Consider the following 15,419-nt stretch of genomic DNA (forward strand, 5'->3'; position numbering starts at 1 on the left):
TGATATGGAACGGGCATGGCAAAGGCGAAGCGCAAATATGTCTGTCAGGCCTGCGGGTCGGTCTCCCACCGCTGGCAGGGGCAGTGCGACGATTGCAATGAATGGAACACGCTGGTGGAGGAAGCCGGCGAAACGGTGTTCACGGCGCGCCATCATCTGCAATCGGGCGGGCGGATGGTGATGCTGTCCAGCCTGGACAGCGACATCAGGCTACCCGATCGCGCCAGCACCGGCATTGCCGAGTTCGACCGCGCGCTGGGTGGCGGGCTGGTCGCCGGTTCGGCGACGCTGATCGGCGGCGATCCGGGTATCGGCAAGTCGACCCTGTTGCTGCAGGCGGCGGCGGGCATGGCGTTGCGCGGGCTCGACATCGCTTATGTGAGCGGCGAGGAGGCGGCCGATCAGGTGCGCCTGCGCGCCCGGCGGCTTGGCCTGGGGCAGGCGCCGGTGCGGCTCGCCAGCGCGACCTCCGTGCGGGATATCCTGACGACATTGGGCGAGGGCGCGCCGCCGGCGATGCTGGTGATCGATTCGATCCAGACGATGCACAGCGACCTGATCGAGGGCGCGCCGGGCACCGTCAGCCAGGTGCGGGCCTGTGCGCAGGAACTGATCCGCTTCGCCAAGGAACGGGGCACGGCGGTGATCCTGGTGGGGCATGTGACCAAGGATGGCAGCATCGCCGGCCCGCGCGTGCTGGAGCATATGGTCGATACCGTGCTCGCCTTCGAAGGCGAGCGCAGCCACCAATATCGCATCCTGCGCGCGATCAAGAACCGCTTTGGCGGCACGGACGAGATCGGCGTCTTCTCGATGATCGAGGAAGGGCTGGCGGAGGTCGCCAATCCTTCCGCCCTGTTCCTGACGCAGCGGGACGAGGGCGTGACCGGCGCCACCGTCTTCCCCGCGCTGGAAGGGACGCGGCCGGTGCTGGTGGAGATCCAGGCGCTGACCGTGCGGCTGGCGAGCGGGGCGACGCCCCGGCGCGCGGTGGTGGGCTGGGACAGCGGGCGTCTCGCGATGATCCTGGCCGTGCTGGAGGCGCGCTGCGGGCTGAGCTTCTCGACCTGCGAAGTCTATCTGAACATCGCGGGCGGATACCGCATTTCCGATCCGGCCGCCGACATGGCCGTGGCGGGCGCGCTCATCTCGGCACTTTCGGAGCGGCCGGTGCCGGGCAATGCGGTGCTCTTTGGCGAGGTCGCTTTGTCGGGCGAAATCCGCCCGGTCGCGCATGCGCCGCTGCGGCTGCGCGAATCGGCCAAGCTGGGGTTCGAGCGCGCGATGGTGCCCGCAGCCGTGGCGGACGGCGCGAAGGGCATCACCGTCAGCGGCTATCGCACGCTTGCGCAATTTGTTGACCATATGCTGGGGCGCGGCTAGCGCAGCGCATCATGACCGCGCTCGATATCTCCGTCCTCCTGCTCATCGGCGGTGGCGCCATTCTGGGCCTCATGCGCGGTTTCGTGCTGGAAACGCTGTCGCTGATCGCCTGGGTGATCGCCATCTTCGCCGTCCGGCTGTTCCACGCCCTGGTGACGGACCTGCTTTCGCCCTTCATCGGCACCAGCGGCGGGGCGGCGGTGCTGGCCTTCGCGCTGATCTTCGGCCTCACCTTCACGGCGGGCAAGTTCCTGGCCCGCGCGCTGGGCGCCCGCACACGCACCTCCATATTGGGGCCGGTGGACCGGGTGCTGGGCGCGGGCTTTGGCGCGGTGAAGGGGCTGATCGGCGCGACGTTGCTCTTCCTTGCCTTCAGCCTCGTCTACGACACCATCTATGGCGCCAGCGCCGACCGGCCGGAATGGCTGAGTGCATCGCGCAGCTACCCGCTGCTGGGGGCCAGCGGCCGGGCGATCAGCAGCTTCGTGGACGAACGCCGCTTTGGCGACGGTGCGGCGGCCGGCAACGGCACGCAAGCTGCTGATCCGGACTGAATTTCGCCTCGGCGCTTCTCTCCGGCGCCGCGACGGCCTACATGGGGGGCATGACGGCCGCCCTCTACAATCATGACATCCTGCGCCTTGCTGCGGGCATCCCCCATCATCAGCGGCTTGAGGCGCCACAGGCCACAGCGGAGCGCCGCTCGCCCACCTGCGGCAGCCGCGTGACGGTGGACGTGCGGATGGATGGGGAAGGGCGGCTGGCCGATCTGGGGCTGGAAGTGCGAGCCTGCGCGCTGGGGCAGGCGTCCGCCTCGCTCATGGCCACCCATGCCATCGGCCGCAGCGCGCTGGAGCTTGCGCGCGCGCGCGATGCCCTGGCCGATTATCTGGCCGGCACGGCGGACGATCTCGATTTCTGGCCCGGCCTGGCGGTGATCGCACCGGCGCGGGCCTATCCCGCGCGCCATGCCTCCATCCGCCTTGCCTTCGAAGCGGTCGCGCAGGCGGCGAGCGAGGCGCTGGACGTGCAGGAGGCGGCCCGCTGATGCCGGCGCAGGGGGCCAGCGCCACCGATATCCTGCTGTCCGAAGGCGTCATCCTGCTGGGCGCGGCGGTGCTGTTCGTCATGCTGTTCCGCCGGTTCGGGCTGGGCGCGGTGCTGGGCTATCTGGTCGCGGGCGCGCTGGTCGGGCCGCAGGGGCTTGGCCTTGTCGGCGGAGCGGAATCGAAGCTGGCGATCGCCGAAATCGGCATCGTGCTGCTGCTGTTCCTCGTCGGGCTGGAGCTGCATCCCGCGCGGCTGTGGCGGTTGCGCCACGATATTTTCGGCCTTGGTTTGTTGCAGGTGGTGCTGTGCGGTGTTGCGCTGAGCGGCATCATCTTCCTGTTCACCGGTTTCAGCTGGGGCGCGGCGATCGCGCTCGGCCTGCCGCTCGGCCTGTCCTCCACCGCGCAGGTGCTGCCGGGCCTCAAGAGCAGCGGCCGCATCAACTCGCCCTTCGGCGAAAAGGCGTTTTCGATCCTGCTGCTCCAGGATCTGTCCATCGTCCCGCTCATCACCATCATCGCCGCATTGTCCCGCAATCCGGCGGATGCCGCCGGGCCGCCGGGCTGGCTGATGGGCGCCTATACCGTGGGCGCGATCGGGGGGCTGGTGCTTGCCGGGCGTTTCATCCTGCGGCCCATGCTGCGACTTGTCGGGCGGCTGGGCGACCGGGAGCTGTTTGTCGTCGTCGGCCTGTTCACCGTGCTCGCCGCCGCGGCGCTGATGCACAGCCTGCACCTGTCGACCGCGCTGGGCGCGTTCGTGGCGGGCGTGATGCTCGCCGATTCGCCCTATCGGCACGAGATCGAATCGGATGTGGAGCCGTTCCGCTCCATCCTGCTCGGGCTGTTCTTCCTGGCCGTGGGCATGGTGCTCGATCTGCACGCGGTGTTGGCTAATCCGCTGTTCGTCATCAGCGTTGCCGTCACGCTGGTCGCCACCAAGGCGCTGATCATCGCCGCTATCGCCCGGCTGTTCGGCATGGAGGGCAAGCCGGCCATCGCGCTTGGCCTGCTGCTCAGCCAGGGCGGCGAATTCGGCTTCGTGCTGTTCGCGCAGGCGCAATCGGCACTGCTGATCGCGCCGCAGGCCGCCAGCCTGTTCAGCGCGATCGTCACGCTGTCCATGGCGACCACGCCTTTCCTGATGCTGTTTGCCCGCCGCCTGGAATTCGCCAAGCCGAAGTCGACCGAGGGGCTGCCCGATCCGGAAGCCGCGCCGCGCGGCAATGCGCTGATCATCGGCTATGGCCGCTTCGGGCAGACGGTGGCGCAGATGCTGATGGGCCATGGTTTCGGCGTGACCCTGATCGACAAGAAGCCGGCGCAGATCGAGCTGAGCAGCCGGTTCGACCTGAAGGTCTATTATGGCGACGGCACGCGGATCGACCTGCTGCGCCGCGCGGGCGCGGAGGAGGCGAAGCTGATCGCCTTTTGCATCGACGATCCGTCGCTGGATGAAAAAGTGCTGGAGCCGATCATGGAGATGTTCCCGCAGGCGGCGATCCTGGTGCGCGCCTATGACCGGCGGCAATTGCTGCAGCTGCAGGATCTCGACATTGGCGGGGTTGTGCGGGAGGTGTTCGAATCGGCCGTCCGCATGGGGGTCCAGGCCATGGCACTGCTGAACGTGCCGCAATGGGAGATCGTAGAGGTGGAACGGCAATATCGCGAAAATGATGCGCAGCGGCTTGCCGCGCAGACCGAGCAGGGCACGTTGCTGGCCGCGAAGGACCTGATGTACCGCCCCGGCCGGGCGATGACCTTGCTGGAGCCGGATGACATCGCGGGGGAGCGCGCCTGATGATCGCCATATTCGCCGCCTTGTCCGCCGCGCTTGCCGTGGCTGCCGGCGCCTTTGGCGCGCATGGTGCATCCACCCCGCAGGCGGCCGAATGGCTGAAGACGGGCGGCATGTATCAGCTGGTGCATGCGGTCGCGGCGCTGGTGCTGATGGGCACGGCGCGCGGTGCCGCGGCGATGTTGCTGGCGGGCGGCGCGATCTTTGCGCTCACCCTCTATGCGATGGCGCTGGGCGCGCCGCGCTGGCTGGGTGCGGTGACGCCGATCGGCGGCACGCTGTTGATCGCGGGCTGGCTCTGGGCCGCGTGGGTGTATTTCCGGGGTTAGACCATGATCCGATCAGATTGAATCGGACCATGCTCTATTTATCTTTTGTTTTCCGCATTTTCCGAGTCGTCAGATGATCCCATCTGACTAGAAAATGCTCTAGGACTGCTCTTCGTCAAGGAAGGCGGCGACGTCGGTCAGGTCGACGTCCTTCGCCAGGAAGGTCAGGCCGATGCCGTGCGCCAGCAGGAAGGGCAGCTTGCCGCCCGCCATCTTCTTGTCATGCAGCATGTGCGCGACCAGCGCGGCGCCACTGGCGCGGACATGCGCGCTCGGCAGGTCGTAAGGCAGGCCGCTGGCCTTGAGATGCGCGGTCACGCGTTCCGCCTCGGCGGGCGCGCACAGCCCCTGACGCGCGGAGAAGCGGAAGGCGAGTGCCATGCCCGCCGCCACGCCCTCGCCATGCAGCAGCGTGTCGGAAAAGCCGGTTTCCGCCTCCAGCGCATGACCGAAGGTGTGGCCAAGGTTCAGTAGCGCGCGGCGGCCGCTGGTCTCGCGCTCGTCATCGGCGACGATCGCGGCCTTGGCGCGGACGCTCTTCTCGATCGCCGTGGCGCGCGCGGCGCGGTCGCCGGCCAGCAGCGCGGCGACATTGGCCTCGCACCAGTCGAAGAAACCGGCGTCATCGATCAGGCCATATTTCACCACCTCGGCATAGCCGGCACGGGTTTCGCGCAGAGGCAGGCTGTCGAGCGTTGCCGGGTCGATCAGCACGAAGCCGGGCTGGTGGAAGCTGCCGACCAGATTCTTGCCCGCCCGCGTGTTGATCGCCGTCTTGCCGCCGACGGAGCTGTCGACCTGCGCCAGCAGGGTCGTGGGCACCTGCACGAAGCCGCAGCCGCGCTTCAGCAGCGAAGCGGCAAAGCCCACCAGATCGCCGATCACGCCGCCGCCCAGCGCCACGATATGGTCGCCGCGCTCGACCTCCAGCGCCAGCAGCCGGTCGAGCAAGGCTTCCAGCTGGCCCCAGCTCTTCGTGCTTTCGCCCGCCGGCAGCACGATGCTCTCCACGGCGATGTTGGCGCGGGTCAGCGCCGCCTCCAGCCGGGGCAGCTGCGCCTGCGCGACATTGGCGTCCGTCACCACCACCAGCCGGCCGGCCCGCGCGAAACGGGCGAGATAGCTGCCCGCTTCGTCCAGCGCGCCTTCGGCGATGGCGATATCATAACTGCGCTCACCCAGCGCGACGGGAACTATCGCCATGCGTCCAGTGCCTTCACGATCTTTTCAACGGCCGATTCATGCGGTGCGGCGACGCTTTTCACATGGATCGGCGCCAGCGCGTAGACGGGATTGCGGATCGCCGCCAGTTCGCTCAGCACCGCGCGCGGATCGCGGTCCTTCAGCAGGGGGCGGCCTTCGCGCCGGCCCACCCGGTCGACCAATATGTCGACATCGGCATCCAGCCATACGGCGGTCGTCGCGCTCAGGATCAGCTCCCGCGTCTCGGCCTGCATGAAAGCGCCGCCGCCGGTGGCGATCACCTTGGGCGCGCCGTCGATCAGCCGGGCGATCACCCGCCGTTCACCGTCCCGGAAATGCGCTTCGCCATAGCGTTCGAACATTTCGGGGATGGTCATCCCGGCGGCTTTTTCGATCTCTTCATCGGCATCGACGAAGCTTAAACCCAGCCGCGCGGCCAGTCTGCGCCCCACGGTGGATTTGCCCACGCCCATCATGCCGACCAGCGTGATCGGGCGGCGCGTGTCGGCCGGCTTTGTTTTGCTGTTTCGCTGCATCGCGAGCGGGGCTATACAGCCAGCCGTCCAAAGGGCAAAACGTCAATTCACGCCGCGTCGTCTGGCCCAGCCATGGCGATGCCGGCCCCGAACATGCTGGATAAGGCCGACGCCCCGTGCGTCGGAAAAGAGATGAAAAACCGCAATTACGGCAGCTTTGAAAACCGCTCGCGCAGGCGCATGAACCTGCCCGTCATTCCCATCGTGCTTGCCATCGTGGTGATCGGCGTCCTCTGGCTGCTGTGGTCGCGCGGCGGGGAACAGCCGCAAAAGCCGGTGGAAGTGACCATCCCGGCCGAAAAGCTGGGTAAATAATCTTGAGTCCGATGCGGCGGCATCTGGTGCGTTGGGCGATCGGCGCGGGCGTCGCGGCGATCGCCATACCCGTGATCGCGCAGCAGGCGCCCGAATCGCTGCTGCCGCCCGGTTTCGGCGACCCCGTGCAGGATCAGGCGCCGCCACCGGCCGCCAATCCGCGCCAGCCGGTGACGCAGCCGGCGGCTCCGGGCACGGGCATCGGTACAGGCGCGGCGCCGGGCGCTAATCTCGACCTTGCGGCACCGGCGGCGGACGACACGGCCAATGCGGCAGCGGCCGAGGCGCTGAGCGAGGAAGAGCTGGCCGCCGAGCGCGAGAAATACGACCTGCCCGACACCGCGCGCCGCTCGCTTGTCCGCATCGGGCCGCTGACCCCGGAAACGCGCGGCTTTGCGCCGGATGCCTTCGGCGCGGAATCGGGGCGCTTCCTGGCCTCGCTGATGAAGACCGCCAAGGCGCCCGTGGCGTCGCGCTGGGCATCCATCCTGCTGCGCCGCGCGCTGCTTTCGGCGACCGATACGCCGGCCGATATCGACGGCGCGGACTGGGCGGCGGAGCGCGCCTGGCTGCTGCTGCGCATGGGGGAGGCCGATGCGGCCCGCCTGACGGTGCAGAGCGTCGACCCGGACAAATATACGCCGCGCCTTTATGCCGTGGCGATGCAGACCTATCTGGCGACGGCCGATCCGGCGGGCATGTGCCCGCTGTCCACCGGCGCGCTGCGGGTCAGCAAGGAACCGTCCTGGCAGATGTCGCAGGCGATCTGCGCGTCGCTCTCCGGCGACCAGGGGTCTGCCAGCGGCGCTCTCAATCAGGCGGAGCGGCGCGGCGACGTGCGCGGCATCGACTATCGCCTGACCGAAAAGGTCGTTGGCGCGGGTTTCAATGCGCGGCGTTCGGTCAAGATCGAGTGGGAGGGCGTGGATCGCCTGACTGCATGGCGCTTTGGTCTTGCCACCGCCACCAATGTCGAAATTCCCGATGCGCTCTACGGCACTGCCGGGCCGCAGGTGCGCGCCTGGGAAGCGCGCGCGCCGATGCTTTCGCTCGCGCGCCGCAGGATCGGCGTGGAGACGGCGGCGCGGCTGGGCGTGTGGTCCAGCGATGCGCTGGTCGACTATTATGCCGCGCTGGCCGCGGCCGACGACGCGCCGGTGGAGGCGCGCGACCGGGGAGAGGCGCTGCGCAATGCCTTTGCGGGCGCCACGATCGATGACCGGATCGGCGGCATGCGCACCCTCTGGACGCGGCCGGATGCGGATGGGGTCGATTATGTCGGCTTGATCGTGACGGCGCGGGCGGCGGCGATCCTGCCGGTGGGGTCTTCGAACAGCGAGGATCTGTCCCGCCTGATCGCCGCGATGCTGAGCGCCGGCTATGACCGCAGCGCGGCGCGCTGGGCGCGGGCGCTGGGGCAGGCGGACGATGCCGATGCGCAGCAAGCCTGGGCGCTGCTGGCGGTGGGCGCGCCAAGCCCCGTTGTCGACTTGGGCCAGTCGCGGGTTTCCTCCTATGTCGGTGCCGTCGATCCCGCCCGCGCGAAGCTGCTGATCGCCGGGCTTGCGGGGCTCAATCGCCTGAACGGCGCGGATATGACGAAGATCGCGGGTGATGCGGGCCTTGCGCTGGCGCCGCGCGGCAAATGGGCGCGGGCGATTGCGGCGGCGGCGCAGCGGCGGGAGCCGGCGACGGTCGCGCTGCTCGCGGCGGTGGGCATGCAGGTGAGCGACTGGCGACAGGTGCCGGCGGAAAGCCTCTACCATATCGTCGCGGCGCTGCACCGGGTCGGGCTCGACCCGGAGGCGCGGATGATCGCGGCGGAAGCCATCGCGCGCAGCTGAACGGCTGGAAGGAAGCCATGGCGGACGATCTTGCCCTTATCGACCGCTTCCTGGAGATGATGGCGGCGGAGCGTGGCGCGGCGCGCAACACGCTGCTGGCCTATCGCGCCGACCTGCTGGCGGCATCGGACGATCTGGGCGGGCTTGCCGTGGCGGACACCGCCATGCTGGGGACATTGGGTACGCGCTGGGCTTCGCTGGCGGCGTCCACGGCGGCGCGCAAGGCGTCGGCGTTGCGGCGTTTCTATGGGTTCCTGGAGGAAGAGGGGCTGCGCGCCGACAATCCTTCCGCCGCACTGCCGCGCCCGTCGCTGCAAAGGCCCTTGCCCAGGATATTGAGCGTGGCGGAAGTGGACCGGATCTTCGCCGTCATCGCCGAACGGGTGGAGGTGGAACGCCCCGCACGGCTCGACCTGCGCCTGGCCGCGCTGATCGAGCTGCTCTATGGCTCGGGCCTGCGCGCGACCGAGCTGGTTTCGCTGCCGCGCCGGGCGCTGGCGAGCGATCGCCCCTTCCTGATCCTGCGCGGCAAGGGCGGGCGGGAGCGGATGGTGCCGATCTCCGACCGTTCCCGTGCCGCCGTGGCGCGCTGGATGCCGCTGGTCGATCCTGAGTCGCCCTGGCTCTTCCCTTCCGGGCAGAGCCATCTGAGCCGCATCCGCCTGTATCAGATGGTCCGCGCGCTGGCGGCGGCGGCGGGAATCGCGCCGGAGCGGGTGAGCCCGCATGTGTTGCGCCATGCCTTTGCCACGCACCTGCTGGAAGGCGGCGCGGACCTGCGCGCGCTGCAGACGATGCTGGGCCATGCGGACATCGGCACGACCCAGATTTATACGCATGTGGACAGCCGGCGGCTGGTGGAGCTGGTCAACAGCCGCCATCCACTCGTTGACCTTGGCTCGCGCCCGTCCTAACGCCCTTCGCCATGGTGAGCTTTCTGGATTTTGAAAAGCCGGTGGCCGCGCTGGAAGCGCGCATCGCCGAGCTGCGTGACACGGCCGAGCAGGGCGATCTCGACATCGATGGCGAGATCGACAAGCTGCAGCAGCGGTCGAGCAAGATGCTGTCGGACATCTATGGCAAGCTGACGCCCTGGCAGAAGACCCAGGTCGCCCGGCACCCGGACCGTCCGCATTTCCGCGATTATGTCGCCGGTATCTTCGACGAGTTCGTGCCCCTGGCCGGGGACCGCGCCTTTGGCGACGATCAGGCGATCCTTGGCGGCTTTGCCTCGCTGGGCGGGCGCAAGCTGGTGGTGATCGGCCATGAAAAAGGCAATGATACCGCCAGCCGGCTGAAGCATAATTTCGGCATGGGCAAGCCCGAGGGCTATCGCAAGGCGATCCGCCTGATGCAGCTGGCCGACCGTTTCGGCCTGCCGGTGATCACGCTGGTCGATACGTCGGGCGCCTTCCCCGGCGTGCAGGCGGAAGAGCGCGGGCAGGCCGAGGCCATCGCCCGCTCGACCGAGCAGTGCCTGGCGCTGGGCGTGCCGATGATCGCCGCGGTCGTGGGTGAGGGCGGATCGGGCGGCGCCATCGCGCTGGCCGCCGCCAACCGCGTGCTGATGTTCGAACATGCCGTCTATGCGGTGATCTCGCCCGAAGGCTGCGCCTCGATCCTGTGGCGCACGGCCGAGAAGGCAAGCGATGCCGCGACCGCGATGCAGGTGACGGCGCAGGACCTCAAAGGGTTGAAGGTGATCGACCGGATCGTGCCGGAGCCGATGGGCGGCGCGCATCGTGCGCCGGCCGAAGCCATTGCCGCGCTGGGCGCCGCGCTGGGCGAGGAACTGGATCAGCTTGCCGGCCTGACACCGGACGCGCTGCGGGCGGCGCGAGCCGACAAATTCCTGGCGATGGGCGGCTGATCGATCCGCGCGCGGTTTACGCGTATCCTGCACAAATGAAGAGGGCGGCGGGAATGATCCCGCCGCCCTTTTGCTGTCGATCGCGAAAAGCGACCGTCAGATTACTTCATGTTGGACGACACGTTGTTGAACGTGCTGGTCAGCTGCTTGCCCAGACCGGACATCGCGCCGATGGCGGCAACAGCGATCAGAGCGGCGATCAGGCCATATTCGATGGCGGTCGCGCCCTTGTCGTTCTTCAGCATCTTGCGGATGTACTGCATATGAATTCTCCTCGACTGGAAATGAACTTACCCGGCTTTCTTGAAATTTCCCCCAAGTCAGCGAGGTCGGGTTTAGGACTGTGAGGTTGAGAAAGTTTTAATGACGGGATGAAGTTGTCAACAAATGAAGGTTAACTATTGCTAACCGCGTTGCTGACATTGCTCCACATATTGACGCTGACCGTGGCGAAGCCCTTGAGGGCACCCATCATGGCGATAACGATCAATGCGCAGATCAGGCCATATTCAATGGCCGTGCCGCCCCGCTCGGACCGACCGAGGGCATGAAACATCTTGTAAAGAATTTTGCTCATGCCCTATCCGTCCCTCGCAGACCTGTGGCGCAACTGTAAATCGAGGGCGGTTAAGAAAATCCTATGGCCATTTCCGAAATTTCGTCTCCCGTCACGCTGTTGCCGGTGGTGGCCGTGGCGCTGGTCGATGCGGATGGCCGGGTGCTGCTGCAACGCCGGCCGCCGGGCACGTCGATGGCCGGGCTGTGGGAGTTCCCGGGCGGCAAGGTGGAGGCCGGGGAAAACCCCGAAGCCGCGCTGATCCGCGAACTGGAGGAGGAACTGGGGATCGGCACCCATGCCAGCTGCCTGGCGCCTGCAACCTTCGCCAGCGCGCCGCTGGAAGGGCGGCACCTGCTGCTGCTGCTCTATGTCTGTCGTAAATGGACGGGGCAGCCGGAGGCGCGGCATGCGACCGAACTGCAATGGGTGCGCCCGCCGCAAATGTATGCGCTCGACATGCCGCCCGCCGATCTGCCGCTGATCGGCCTGCTCGACGCGCTGCTATAACAGGGCGCGCTTCAGGCCCTGGATTTGAGCGCGGCCGCCAGCGAGACGGTGGCGCTGCCGCGCCGCGCCGGCTTCTGCTGGCTGGGGTCGGGCGCCCAGCCGCTCAGATAGACGATGGCGAAGCGCTCGCTGGTCTTGCCGTCGGGATCGGCGGCTTGTGCGAAGGCGGCGGCGGCGCGGCCCAGCGTGTCCCGCCCCAGCATCGGCGGGCGGGAGGAGAGCATGTTGGAAGCGCCCATGCCGCGCAGGTCCGCCATCAGCGAGAAGATGTCGCGATAGCGCACGGTGAGCGTATCGCCATCGGCCACGGGCATGGTGAAGCCGGCGCGGCCCAGCAGGTCGCCGGCGGCGCGGACATCGACCTGCGGATGGATATGCTGGCCCGGCCGATCCCCTTCGCCGGTCATCAGCGCGGCCCGCAGCCGGGGCAGCGATCCCGCGCCGGCAAAGGCGGCGAGCAGCAACCCGTCGGGCCGTAAGATCCGCCGCATCAGGATGAACGCGCCGGGCAGGTCGCCCACGCTGTCCAGCGTGCCGACGCACAGGATCAGGTCGAAGCTGGCGTCGGCAAAGGGCAGGGCGTCCTCATCCGCCTGCACGCCACCTGTGGCCATCGCATTGGCATGGCCGGGGTCGCAGCATGTGACCTGCTTGCCCATCGCGCGCAACGCGTCGGACAGGAAGCTGTCCGGGCAGCCGATGACCAGTATATCGCGGAAATCCCGGCTGACATCGGCCAGCCGCTCCAGCAGTTCCTCGGCCATGTGGCGATACAGGAAATCATGGCCCGCAAAGCCGCGTGCGGCCCGATCACGCCGCATGGCCCGCAGGCGGCGATCGAAGATTGCGGGCGAGTTCGTGTCTGCTGCTGCCATGGCGGCCTTGTGCAGAAGCCGCGGGCATAGGACAAGAGGTGGTGATGCCGGCGACCACCCTTCTGCGACAGATGCTTCGCCCGGCCATCGACTATGCGCTGCCGCCGCGTTGCCCGGGCTGCGGCATGATCGTGCAGGAGGATGACCGTTTCTGCCTGACATGCTGGAGCGGCATGACCTTTCTGGGCGATCCCTGCTGCGCGCGCTGCGGCGTGCCGTTGCCGCATGCCATGGGCGAGGGTGCGGCATGCGGCGCCTGCATGGCCGATCCGCCGGCGTTCGACAGCGCGCGCGCCGTGCTGGCCTATGGCGATGTCGCGCGCACCGTGGCGCTGAAGTTCAAATATGGCCGCCGGATCGGGCTCGCCCGGCTGATCGCCGATCATATGCGCAAGCATCTGCCGCCGGGGGACCATGGCGCCATGCTCATCGTGCCGGTGCCGCTGCATCGCTGGCGGCTCTGGTGGCGCGGCTTCAACCAGGCGGCGCTGATCGCCGATCGTCTGGGCAAGGCCAGCGGCATCGCGGTGGACAAGGAGACATTGCGCCGCGCCCGCCGCACGCCGCCGCTGCGCGGCCATGGCGCGAAGGCGCGGGCAAAGGTGGTGCGGGGTGCCTTTGCGCTGGGTGCCGGTGCGAAAGACAGGCTGGGCGGGCGCATCGTCATCCTGATCGACGACATCCACACCAGCGGCGCCACGGCCGACGCCTGCGCCCGGATGCTCCGGCGCGGCGGCGCATCGGCGGTGCATCTGCTGTGCTGGGCGCGGGTTCTGCCCGAAACGGTGGACGGTAGCGATTGACAAAGCGCCGGGCGCCGCCAATCTCTTTGCAAAGGAGTTCGGGCCGCGATGGCGCAAGTGGAAATCTATACCAAGGCTTATTGCCCCTATTGCACGCGCGCGAAGGCGCTGCTGGCCGACAAGGGCATATCGTTCAGCGAATATGACATCAGCATGGGCGGGGCTCTTCGCGCCCAGATGCTGGAACGCGCCAATGGCGGGGCGACCGTGCCGCAGATCTTCATCGACGGAACGCATGTGGGGGGCAGCGACGATCTGGCCCAGCTCAATCGAGAAGGCCGGCTCGACCCGATGCTGGGGCTCTGACCATGCGTGCCGCCCTGTTGCAGATGACGAGCGGGATCGACCCCGCGGAGAATGCGCGTGCCATCACCGATGCCATGGCACAGGCGAAGCGCGATGGCGCGGACATGCTCTTCACGCCCGAAATGGCCGGCTATCTGGACCGCGACCGCGCGCGCGCCGCCGCGACGCTGACGGGGGAGGACGGCAATGTCGTGCTTGCCGCCGTGCGGGAGGCTGCCGCCGCGACGGGGCTTTGGGTCCATATCGGTTCGCTGGCGCTGAAGGATGAGCGCAGCGACGGGCGCTGGGCCAACCGTACCTTCGTGATCGACGGCAGCGGCGCCATCCGTGCCCGCTATGACAAGATCCATCTGTTCGATGTCGATCTGCCGACCGGTGAAAGCTGGCGCGAATCGTCGGTCTACGGGCCGGGGGAACGGGCGGTCGCGGTGGACACGCCATGGGCGCGCATCGGCCTTTCGATCTGCTACGACATGCGCTTTCCCGATCTCTATCGCGCGCTCAGCAATGCGGGCGCGACGATCCTGGCGGTGCCGGCGGCGTTCACCGTGCCGACGGGCGCGGCGCACTGGCATGTGCTGCTGCGCGCCCGCGCGATCGAGGCGGGCGCCTTCGTGATCGCGCCGGCGCAGGTGGGCCTGCATGCGGACGGGCGGACCACCTATGGCCACAGCCTGATCGTCGATCCCTGGGGCGACATCCTGTGCGACATGGGCGCGGAGGCAGGGCTGGCCGTGGTCGATATCGACCTTGGCCGGGTGGATGACGTGCGTGCCCGCGTCCCCGCGCTCATGCACCGCCGGCAGATCGATGCGCAGGTGGCGCTGTCATGATCGTCTTCGATCTCAAATGCGGCGAAGGCCATGTGTTCGAGGCGTGGTTCGGCTCCAGCGGCGATTATGAAGGCCAGCAGGCGCGGGGGCTCGTTTCCTGCCCCCTGTGCGGCAATGGGCATGTGGCCAAGGCGGTGATGGCGCCGGCGGTCTCGCCCAAATCCAACCAGTCGCGCCGCGCCGCGCCCGCATCGTGCGAACCCGCGGCCGAGCCGATGCCGATGCCGGCGTCGGCGCCGGTTCCAGCCGCGATCCCCGCGTCGATCCCCGTGCAGAACATGCCCCAGCCGGCGCAAGTCCGCGCCGTTCTGGAGGCGCTGGCCAGGGCCCAGCAGGAGGCGCTGCGTGATTCGACCTGGGTCGGCCGCCAGTTCGCCGACAAGGCCCGCGCCATGCATTATGGCGAAGAGGATCACAGCGCCATCCACGGCGAGGTCGCCCCCGAAGAAGCCCGCGCCCTGATCGAGGAAGGCGTGGAGGTGGCGCCGCTGCCCTTTCCGGTCATTCCCGGCAAGGCACGGAATTGACCCCACGGCGCGGGCATTATAGAGCCGGCCCCGGAGCACCCGTAGCTCAGCAGGATAGAGCATCAGATTCCTAATCTGAGGGCCATGGGTTCGAATCCCGTCGGGTGCACCATTCTCGAACAAAAGAGAGAACTGCGGGCGTAGTTTTGGCCACGGCCCCTTGCGGCGCTTTGAGCCAGCACGGCTTTGGAGCCGCTGATGCGGATTTCCCTGTCGTTCGCACGAACCTCGCTGAGCAATAGCCGGGCATATGCCTTACGGAGATCGGGGGGCGCCGTGATGCAGTTTCTCGCGCAGGAGCAGGGCCAGCTTCTCAAGCTTGGCAGGCGTGATCACAGGCTCAGCCATGGTAAGGCGGCGAGCGAGGTCAGCGATTTGCTCCACGAGCTCATCCCGCCGGAACCTCAGGCGGACCAGACGCTCGCGCATTGAGGCATCCTCCGCGTCCATCAGCCGCTTCTCGACTAGCCCAAGCAATCGGGCCATGCCCGCCTCTGATTCCTTGTAGTCCTGGCGCATCTGACGCAGCCGATCGCGATTGCGGTCCTCGCGCTCGATCGCCGTCTGGAGATAATCGCCCAGCAAGGGCCTTCAGGTGATCGGGCTGCAATATCTGCTTTGTCACCTCGCCGATCACGATACCGTCGAGCTTGTCCATCGGCATACGGAGGGCCGGCTTCCC

20 protein-coding genes and 1 tRNA gene are annotated in these 15,419 nt (G+C 67.8%); 15 read left to right on the top strand and 6 right to left on the bottom strand.

From position 1 onward, the window contains the following. Window positions 1-15: 15 nt before the first annotated feature. The 5 genes from radA to WFP78_RS16835 are packed head-to-tail and all read left to right on the top strand — an operon-like array spanning window position 16 to window position 4,559. Window positions 16-1,383 (top strand): DNA repair protein RadA, encoded by a 1,368-nt coding sequence (gene radA / locus WFP78_RS16815; RefSeq protein WP_336964911.1) that lies wholly within the window; start codon window positions 16-18, stop codon window positions 1,381-1,383. An 11-nt stretch (window positions 1,384-1,394) separates the two neighbouring features. Continuing rightward, complete coding sequence (locus WFP78_RS16820; RefSeq protein ID WP_336964914.1) at window positions 1,395-1,937, top strand: CvpA family protein; 543 nt, start codon at window positions 1,395-1,397, stop codon at window positions 1,935-1,937. A 50-nt stretch (window positions 1,938-1,987) separates the two neighbouring features. Next, complete coding sequence (locus WFP78_RS16825; protein ID WP_336964917.1) at window positions 1,988-2,431, top strand: iron-sulfur cluster assembly scaffold protein; 444 nt, start codon at window positions 1,988-1,990, stop codon at window positions 2,429-2,431. Then, entirely contained in the window at window positions 2,431-4,233 is a 1,803-nt protein-coding gene (locus tag WFP78_RS16830) for a cation:proton antiporter domain-containing protein (protein ID WP_336964920.1), read from the top strand. Before WFP78_RS16825 ends, WFP78_RS16830 begins: the two co-directional genes overlap by 1 nt. Then, complete coding sequence (locus tag WFP78_RS16835; RefSeq protein ID WP_336964923.1) at window positions 4,233-4,559, top strand: DUF423 domain-containing protein; 327 nt, start codon at window positions 4,233-4,235, stop codon at window positions 4,557-4,559. The genes WFP78_RS16830 and WFP78_RS16835 overlap by 1 nt, the downstream gene beginning before the upstream one ends. A gap of 99 nt (window positions 4,560-4,658) precedes the next feature. Here WFP78_RS16835 and aroB read toward each other — a convergent pair whose 3' ends face one another. Then, window positions 4,659-5,762, bottom strand: coding sequence for a 3-dehydroquinate synthase (gene aroB, locus WFP78_RS16840; RefSeq protein ID WP_336964926.1), 1,104 nt, complete (start codon window positions 5,760-5,762; stop codon window positions 4,659-4,661). Beyond that, entirely contained in the window at window positions 5,753-6,298 is a 546-nt protein-coding gene (locus WFP78_RS16845; protein ID WP_336964929.1) for a shikimate kinase, read from the bottom strand. The genes aroB and WFP78_RS16845 overlap by 10 nt, the downstream gene beginning before the upstream one ends. Before the next feature lie 72 nt (window positions 6,299-6,370). On the opposite strand from WFP78_RS16845, the gene WFP78_RS16850 reads away from it, so the two are divergent. From WFP78_RS16850 to WFP78_RS16865, 4 genes are read left to right on the top strand one after another with little or no spacing between them, the layout of a single operon-like run. Further along, window positions 6,371-6,613, top strand: a complete 243-nt coding sequence (locus tag WFP78_RS16850; protein WP_336964931.1) for a hypothetical protein — start codon at window positions 6,371-6,373, stop codon at window positions 6,611-6,613. Between the two features lie 11 nt (window positions 6,614-6,624). Further along, window positions 6,625-8,457, top strand: a complete 1,833-nt coding sequence (locus tag WFP78_RS16855; RefSeq protein WP_336964934.1) for a hypothetical protein — start codon at window positions 6,625-6,627, stop codon at window positions 8,455-8,457. 17 nt (window positions 8,458-8,474) lie between these two features. Next, window positions 8,475-9,371 carry a tyrosine recombinase gene (locus tag WFP78_RS16860; protein ID WP_336964937.1) on the top strand — a complete coding sequence of 299 codons (897 nt, stop codon included), beginning with the start codon at window positions 8,475-8,477 and terminating at the stop codon, window positions 9,369-9,371. 11 nt (window positions 9,372-9,382) lie between these two features. Beyond that, the gene (locus tag WFP78_RS16865) at window positions 9,383-10,327 is read left to right on the top strand and encodes an acetyl-CoA carboxylase carboxyltransferase subunit alpha (RefSeq protein WP_336964940.1); all 945 of its coding nucleotides are present in this window, start codon (window positions 9,383-9,385) and stop codon (window positions 10,325-10,327) included. A 101-nt stretch (window positions 10,328-10,428) separates the two neighbouring features. Here the strand turns inward: WFP78_RS16865 and WFP78_RS16870 are convergent, their stop codons facing one another. Both WFP78_RS16870 and WFP78_RS16875 read right to left on the bottom strand, forming a co-directional pair. Then, a complete protein-coding gene (locus WFP78_RS16870; protein WP_336964943.1) occupies window positions 10,429-10,590 on the bottom strand; it encodes a Flp family type IVb pilin in 162 nt (53 codons plus the stop codon). 131 nt (window positions 10,591-10,721) lie between these two features. Next, window positions 10,722-10,904 (bottom strand): Flp family type IVb pilin, encoded by a 183-nt coding sequence (locus tag WFP78_RS16875; protein ID WP_336964946.1) that lies wholly within the window; start codon window positions 10,902-10,904, stop codon window positions 10,722-10,724. A gap of 63 nt (window positions 10,905-10,967) precedes the next feature. Here WFP78_RS16875 and WFP78_RS16880 point away from each other — a divergent pair, with 63 nt between their 5' ends. After that, complete coding sequence (locus WFP78_RS16880; protein ID WP_336964948.1) at window positions 10,968-11,393, top strand: (deoxy)nucleoside triphosphate pyrophosphohydrolase; 426 nt, start codon at window positions 10,968-10,970, stop codon at window positions 11,391-11,393. An 11-nt stretch (window positions 11,394-11,404) separates the two neighbouring features. On the opposite strand, the gene WFP78_RS16885 is transcribed toward WFP78_RS16880, so the two are convergent. After that, window positions 11,405-12,268: a class I SAM-dependent methyltransferase gene (locus tag WFP78_RS16885; protein WP_336964950.1), complete on the bottom strand. Its 864-nt coding sequence runs from the start codon at window positions 12,266-12,268 to the stop codon at window positions 11,405-11,407. A 44-nt stretch (window positions 12,269-12,312) separates the two neighbouring features. Between WFP78_RS16885 and WFP78_RS16890 the strand changes: the two genes are divergently transcribed. The 5 genes from WFP78_RS16890 (at window position 12,313) to WFP78_RS16910 (ending at window position 14,849) form a co-directional block, all read left to right on the top strand. After that, window positions 12,313-13,071 (top strand): ComF family protein, encoded by a 759-nt coding sequence (locus WFP78_RS16890; RefSeq protein WP_336964952.1) that lies wholly within the window; start codon window positions 12,313-12,315, stop codon window positions 13,069-13,071. Between the two features lie 48 nt (window positions 13,072-13,119). Further along, entirely contained in the window at window positions 13,120-13,377 is a 258-nt protein-coding gene (gene grxC / locus WFP78_RS16895; RefSeq protein ID WP_336964954.1) for a glutaredoxin 3, read from the top strand. 2 nt (window positions 13,378-13,379) lie between these two features. Beyond that, window positions 13,380-14,210, top strand: a complete 831-nt coding sequence (locus tag WFP78_RS16900; RefSeq protein ID WP_336964956.1) for a carbon-nitrogen hydrolase family protein — start codon at window positions 13,380-13,382, stop codon at window positions 14,208-14,210. Then, a complete protein-coding gene (locus WFP78_RS16905; RefSeq protein WP_336964957.1) occupies window positions 14,207-14,737 on the top strand; it encodes a DUF1178 family protein in 531 nt (176 codons plus the stop codon). Before WFP78_RS16900 ends, WFP78_RS16905 begins: the two co-directional genes overlap by 4 nt. Before the next feature lie 35 nt (window positions 14,738-14,772). Beyond that, window positions 14,773-14,849 (top strand) — tRNA-Arg (locus tag WFP78_RS16910). 143 nt (window positions 14,850-14,992) lie between these two features. Here WFP78_RS16910 and WFP78_RS16915 read toward each other — a convergent pair. Further along, complete coding sequence (locus WFP78_RS16915; protein ID WP_336964958.1) at window positions 14,993-15,322, bottom strand: hypothetical protein; 330 nt, start codon at window positions 15,320-15,322, stop codon at window positions 14,993-14,995. Window positions 15,323-15,419: the final 97 nt, after the last annotated feature.

Origin of the sequence: Sphingobium aquiterrae, from assembly GCF_037154135.1 — a bacterium.
In the GTDB taxonomy this organism is placed as follows: Bacteria; Pseudomonadota; Alphaproteobacteria; order Sphingomonadales; family Sphingomonadaceae; genus Sphingobium; species Sphingobium aquiterrae.

What these genes read in the sequence shown, in the direction of transcription:
- radA (WP_336964911.1), top strand. Translation starts at nt 16, where the DNA reads ATGGCAAAGGCGAAGCGCAAATATGTCTGTCAGGCCTGCGGGTCGGTC.
- WFP78_RS16820 (WP_336964914.1), top strand. Translation starts at nt 1,395, where the DNA reads ATGACCGCGCTCGATATCTCCGTCCTCCTGCTCATCGGCGGTGGCGCC.
- WFP78_RS16825 (WP_336964917.1), top strand. Translation starts at nt 1,988, where the DNA reads ATGACGGCCGCCCTCTACAATCATGACATCCTGCGCCTTGCTGCGGGC.
- WFP78_RS16830 (WP_336964920.1), top strand. Translation starts at nt 2,431, where the DNA reads ATGCCGGCGCAGGGGGCCAGCGCCACCGATATCCTGCTGTCCGAAGGC.
- WFP78_RS16835 (WP_336964923.1), top strand. Translation starts at nt 4,233, where the DNA reads ATGATCGCCATATTCGCCGCCTTGTCCGCCGCGCTTGCCGTGGCTGCC.
- aroB (WP_336964926.1), bottom strand. Translation starts at nt 5,762, where the DNA reads ATGGCGATAGTTCCCGTCGCGCTGGGTGAGCGCAGTTATGATATCGCC.
- WFP78_RS16845 (WP_336964929.1), bottom strand. Translation starts at nt 6,298, where the DNA reads ATGCAGCGAAACAGCAAAACAAAGCCGGCCGACACGCGCCGCCCGATC.
- WFP78_RS16850 (WP_336964931.1), top strand. Translation starts at nt 6,371, where the DNA reads ATGGCGATGCCGGCCCCGAACATGCTGGATAAGGCCGACGCCCCGTGC.
- WFP78_RS16855 (WP_336964934.1), top strand. Translation starts at nt 6,625, where the DNA reads ATGCGGCGGCATCTGGTGCGTTGGGCGATCGGCGCGGGCGTCGCGGCG.
- WFP78_RS16860 (WP_336964937.1), top strand. Translation starts at nt 8,475, where the DNA reads ATGGCGGACGATCTTGCCCTTATCGACCGCTTCCTGGAGATGATGGCG.
- WFP78_RS16865 (WP_336964940.1), top strand. Translation starts at nt 9,383, where the DNA reads ATGGTGAGCTTTCTGGATTTTGAAAAGCCGGTGGCCGCGCTGGAAGCG.
- WFP78_RS16870 (WP_336964943.1), bottom strand. Translation starts at nt 10,590, where the DNA reads ATGCAGTACATCCGCAAGATGCTGAAGAACGACAAGGGCGCGACCGCC.
- WFP78_RS16875 (WP_336964946.1), bottom strand. Translation starts at nt 10,904, where the DNA reads ATGAGCAAAATTCTTTACAAGATGTTTCATGCCCTCGGTCGGTCCGAG.
- WFP78_RS16880 (WP_336964948.1), top strand. Translation starts at nt 10,968, where the DNA reads ATGGCCATTTCCGAAATTTCGTCTCCCGTCACGCTGTTGCCGGTGGTG.
- WFP78_RS16885 (WP_336964950.1), bottom strand. Translation starts at nt 12,268, where the DNA reads ATGGCAGCAGCAGACACGAACTCGCCCGCAATCTTCGATCGCCGCCTG.
- WFP78_RS16890 (WP_336964952.1), top strand. Translation starts at nt 12,313, where the DNA reads ATGCCGGCGACCACCCTTCTGCGACAGATGCTTCGCCCGGCCATCGAC.
- grxC (WP_336964954.1), top strand. Translation starts at nt 13,120, where the DNA reads ATGGCGCAAGTGGAAATCTATACCAAGGCTTATTGCCCCTATTGCACG.
- WFP78_RS16900 (WP_336964956.1), top strand. Translation starts at nt 13,380, where the DNA reads ATGCGTGCCGCCCTGTTGCAGATGACGAGCGGGATCGACCCCGCGGAG.
- WFP78_RS16905 (WP_336964957.1), top strand. Translation starts at nt 14,207, where the DNA reads ATGATCGTCTTCGATCTCAAATGCGGCGAAGGCCATGTGTTCGAGGCG.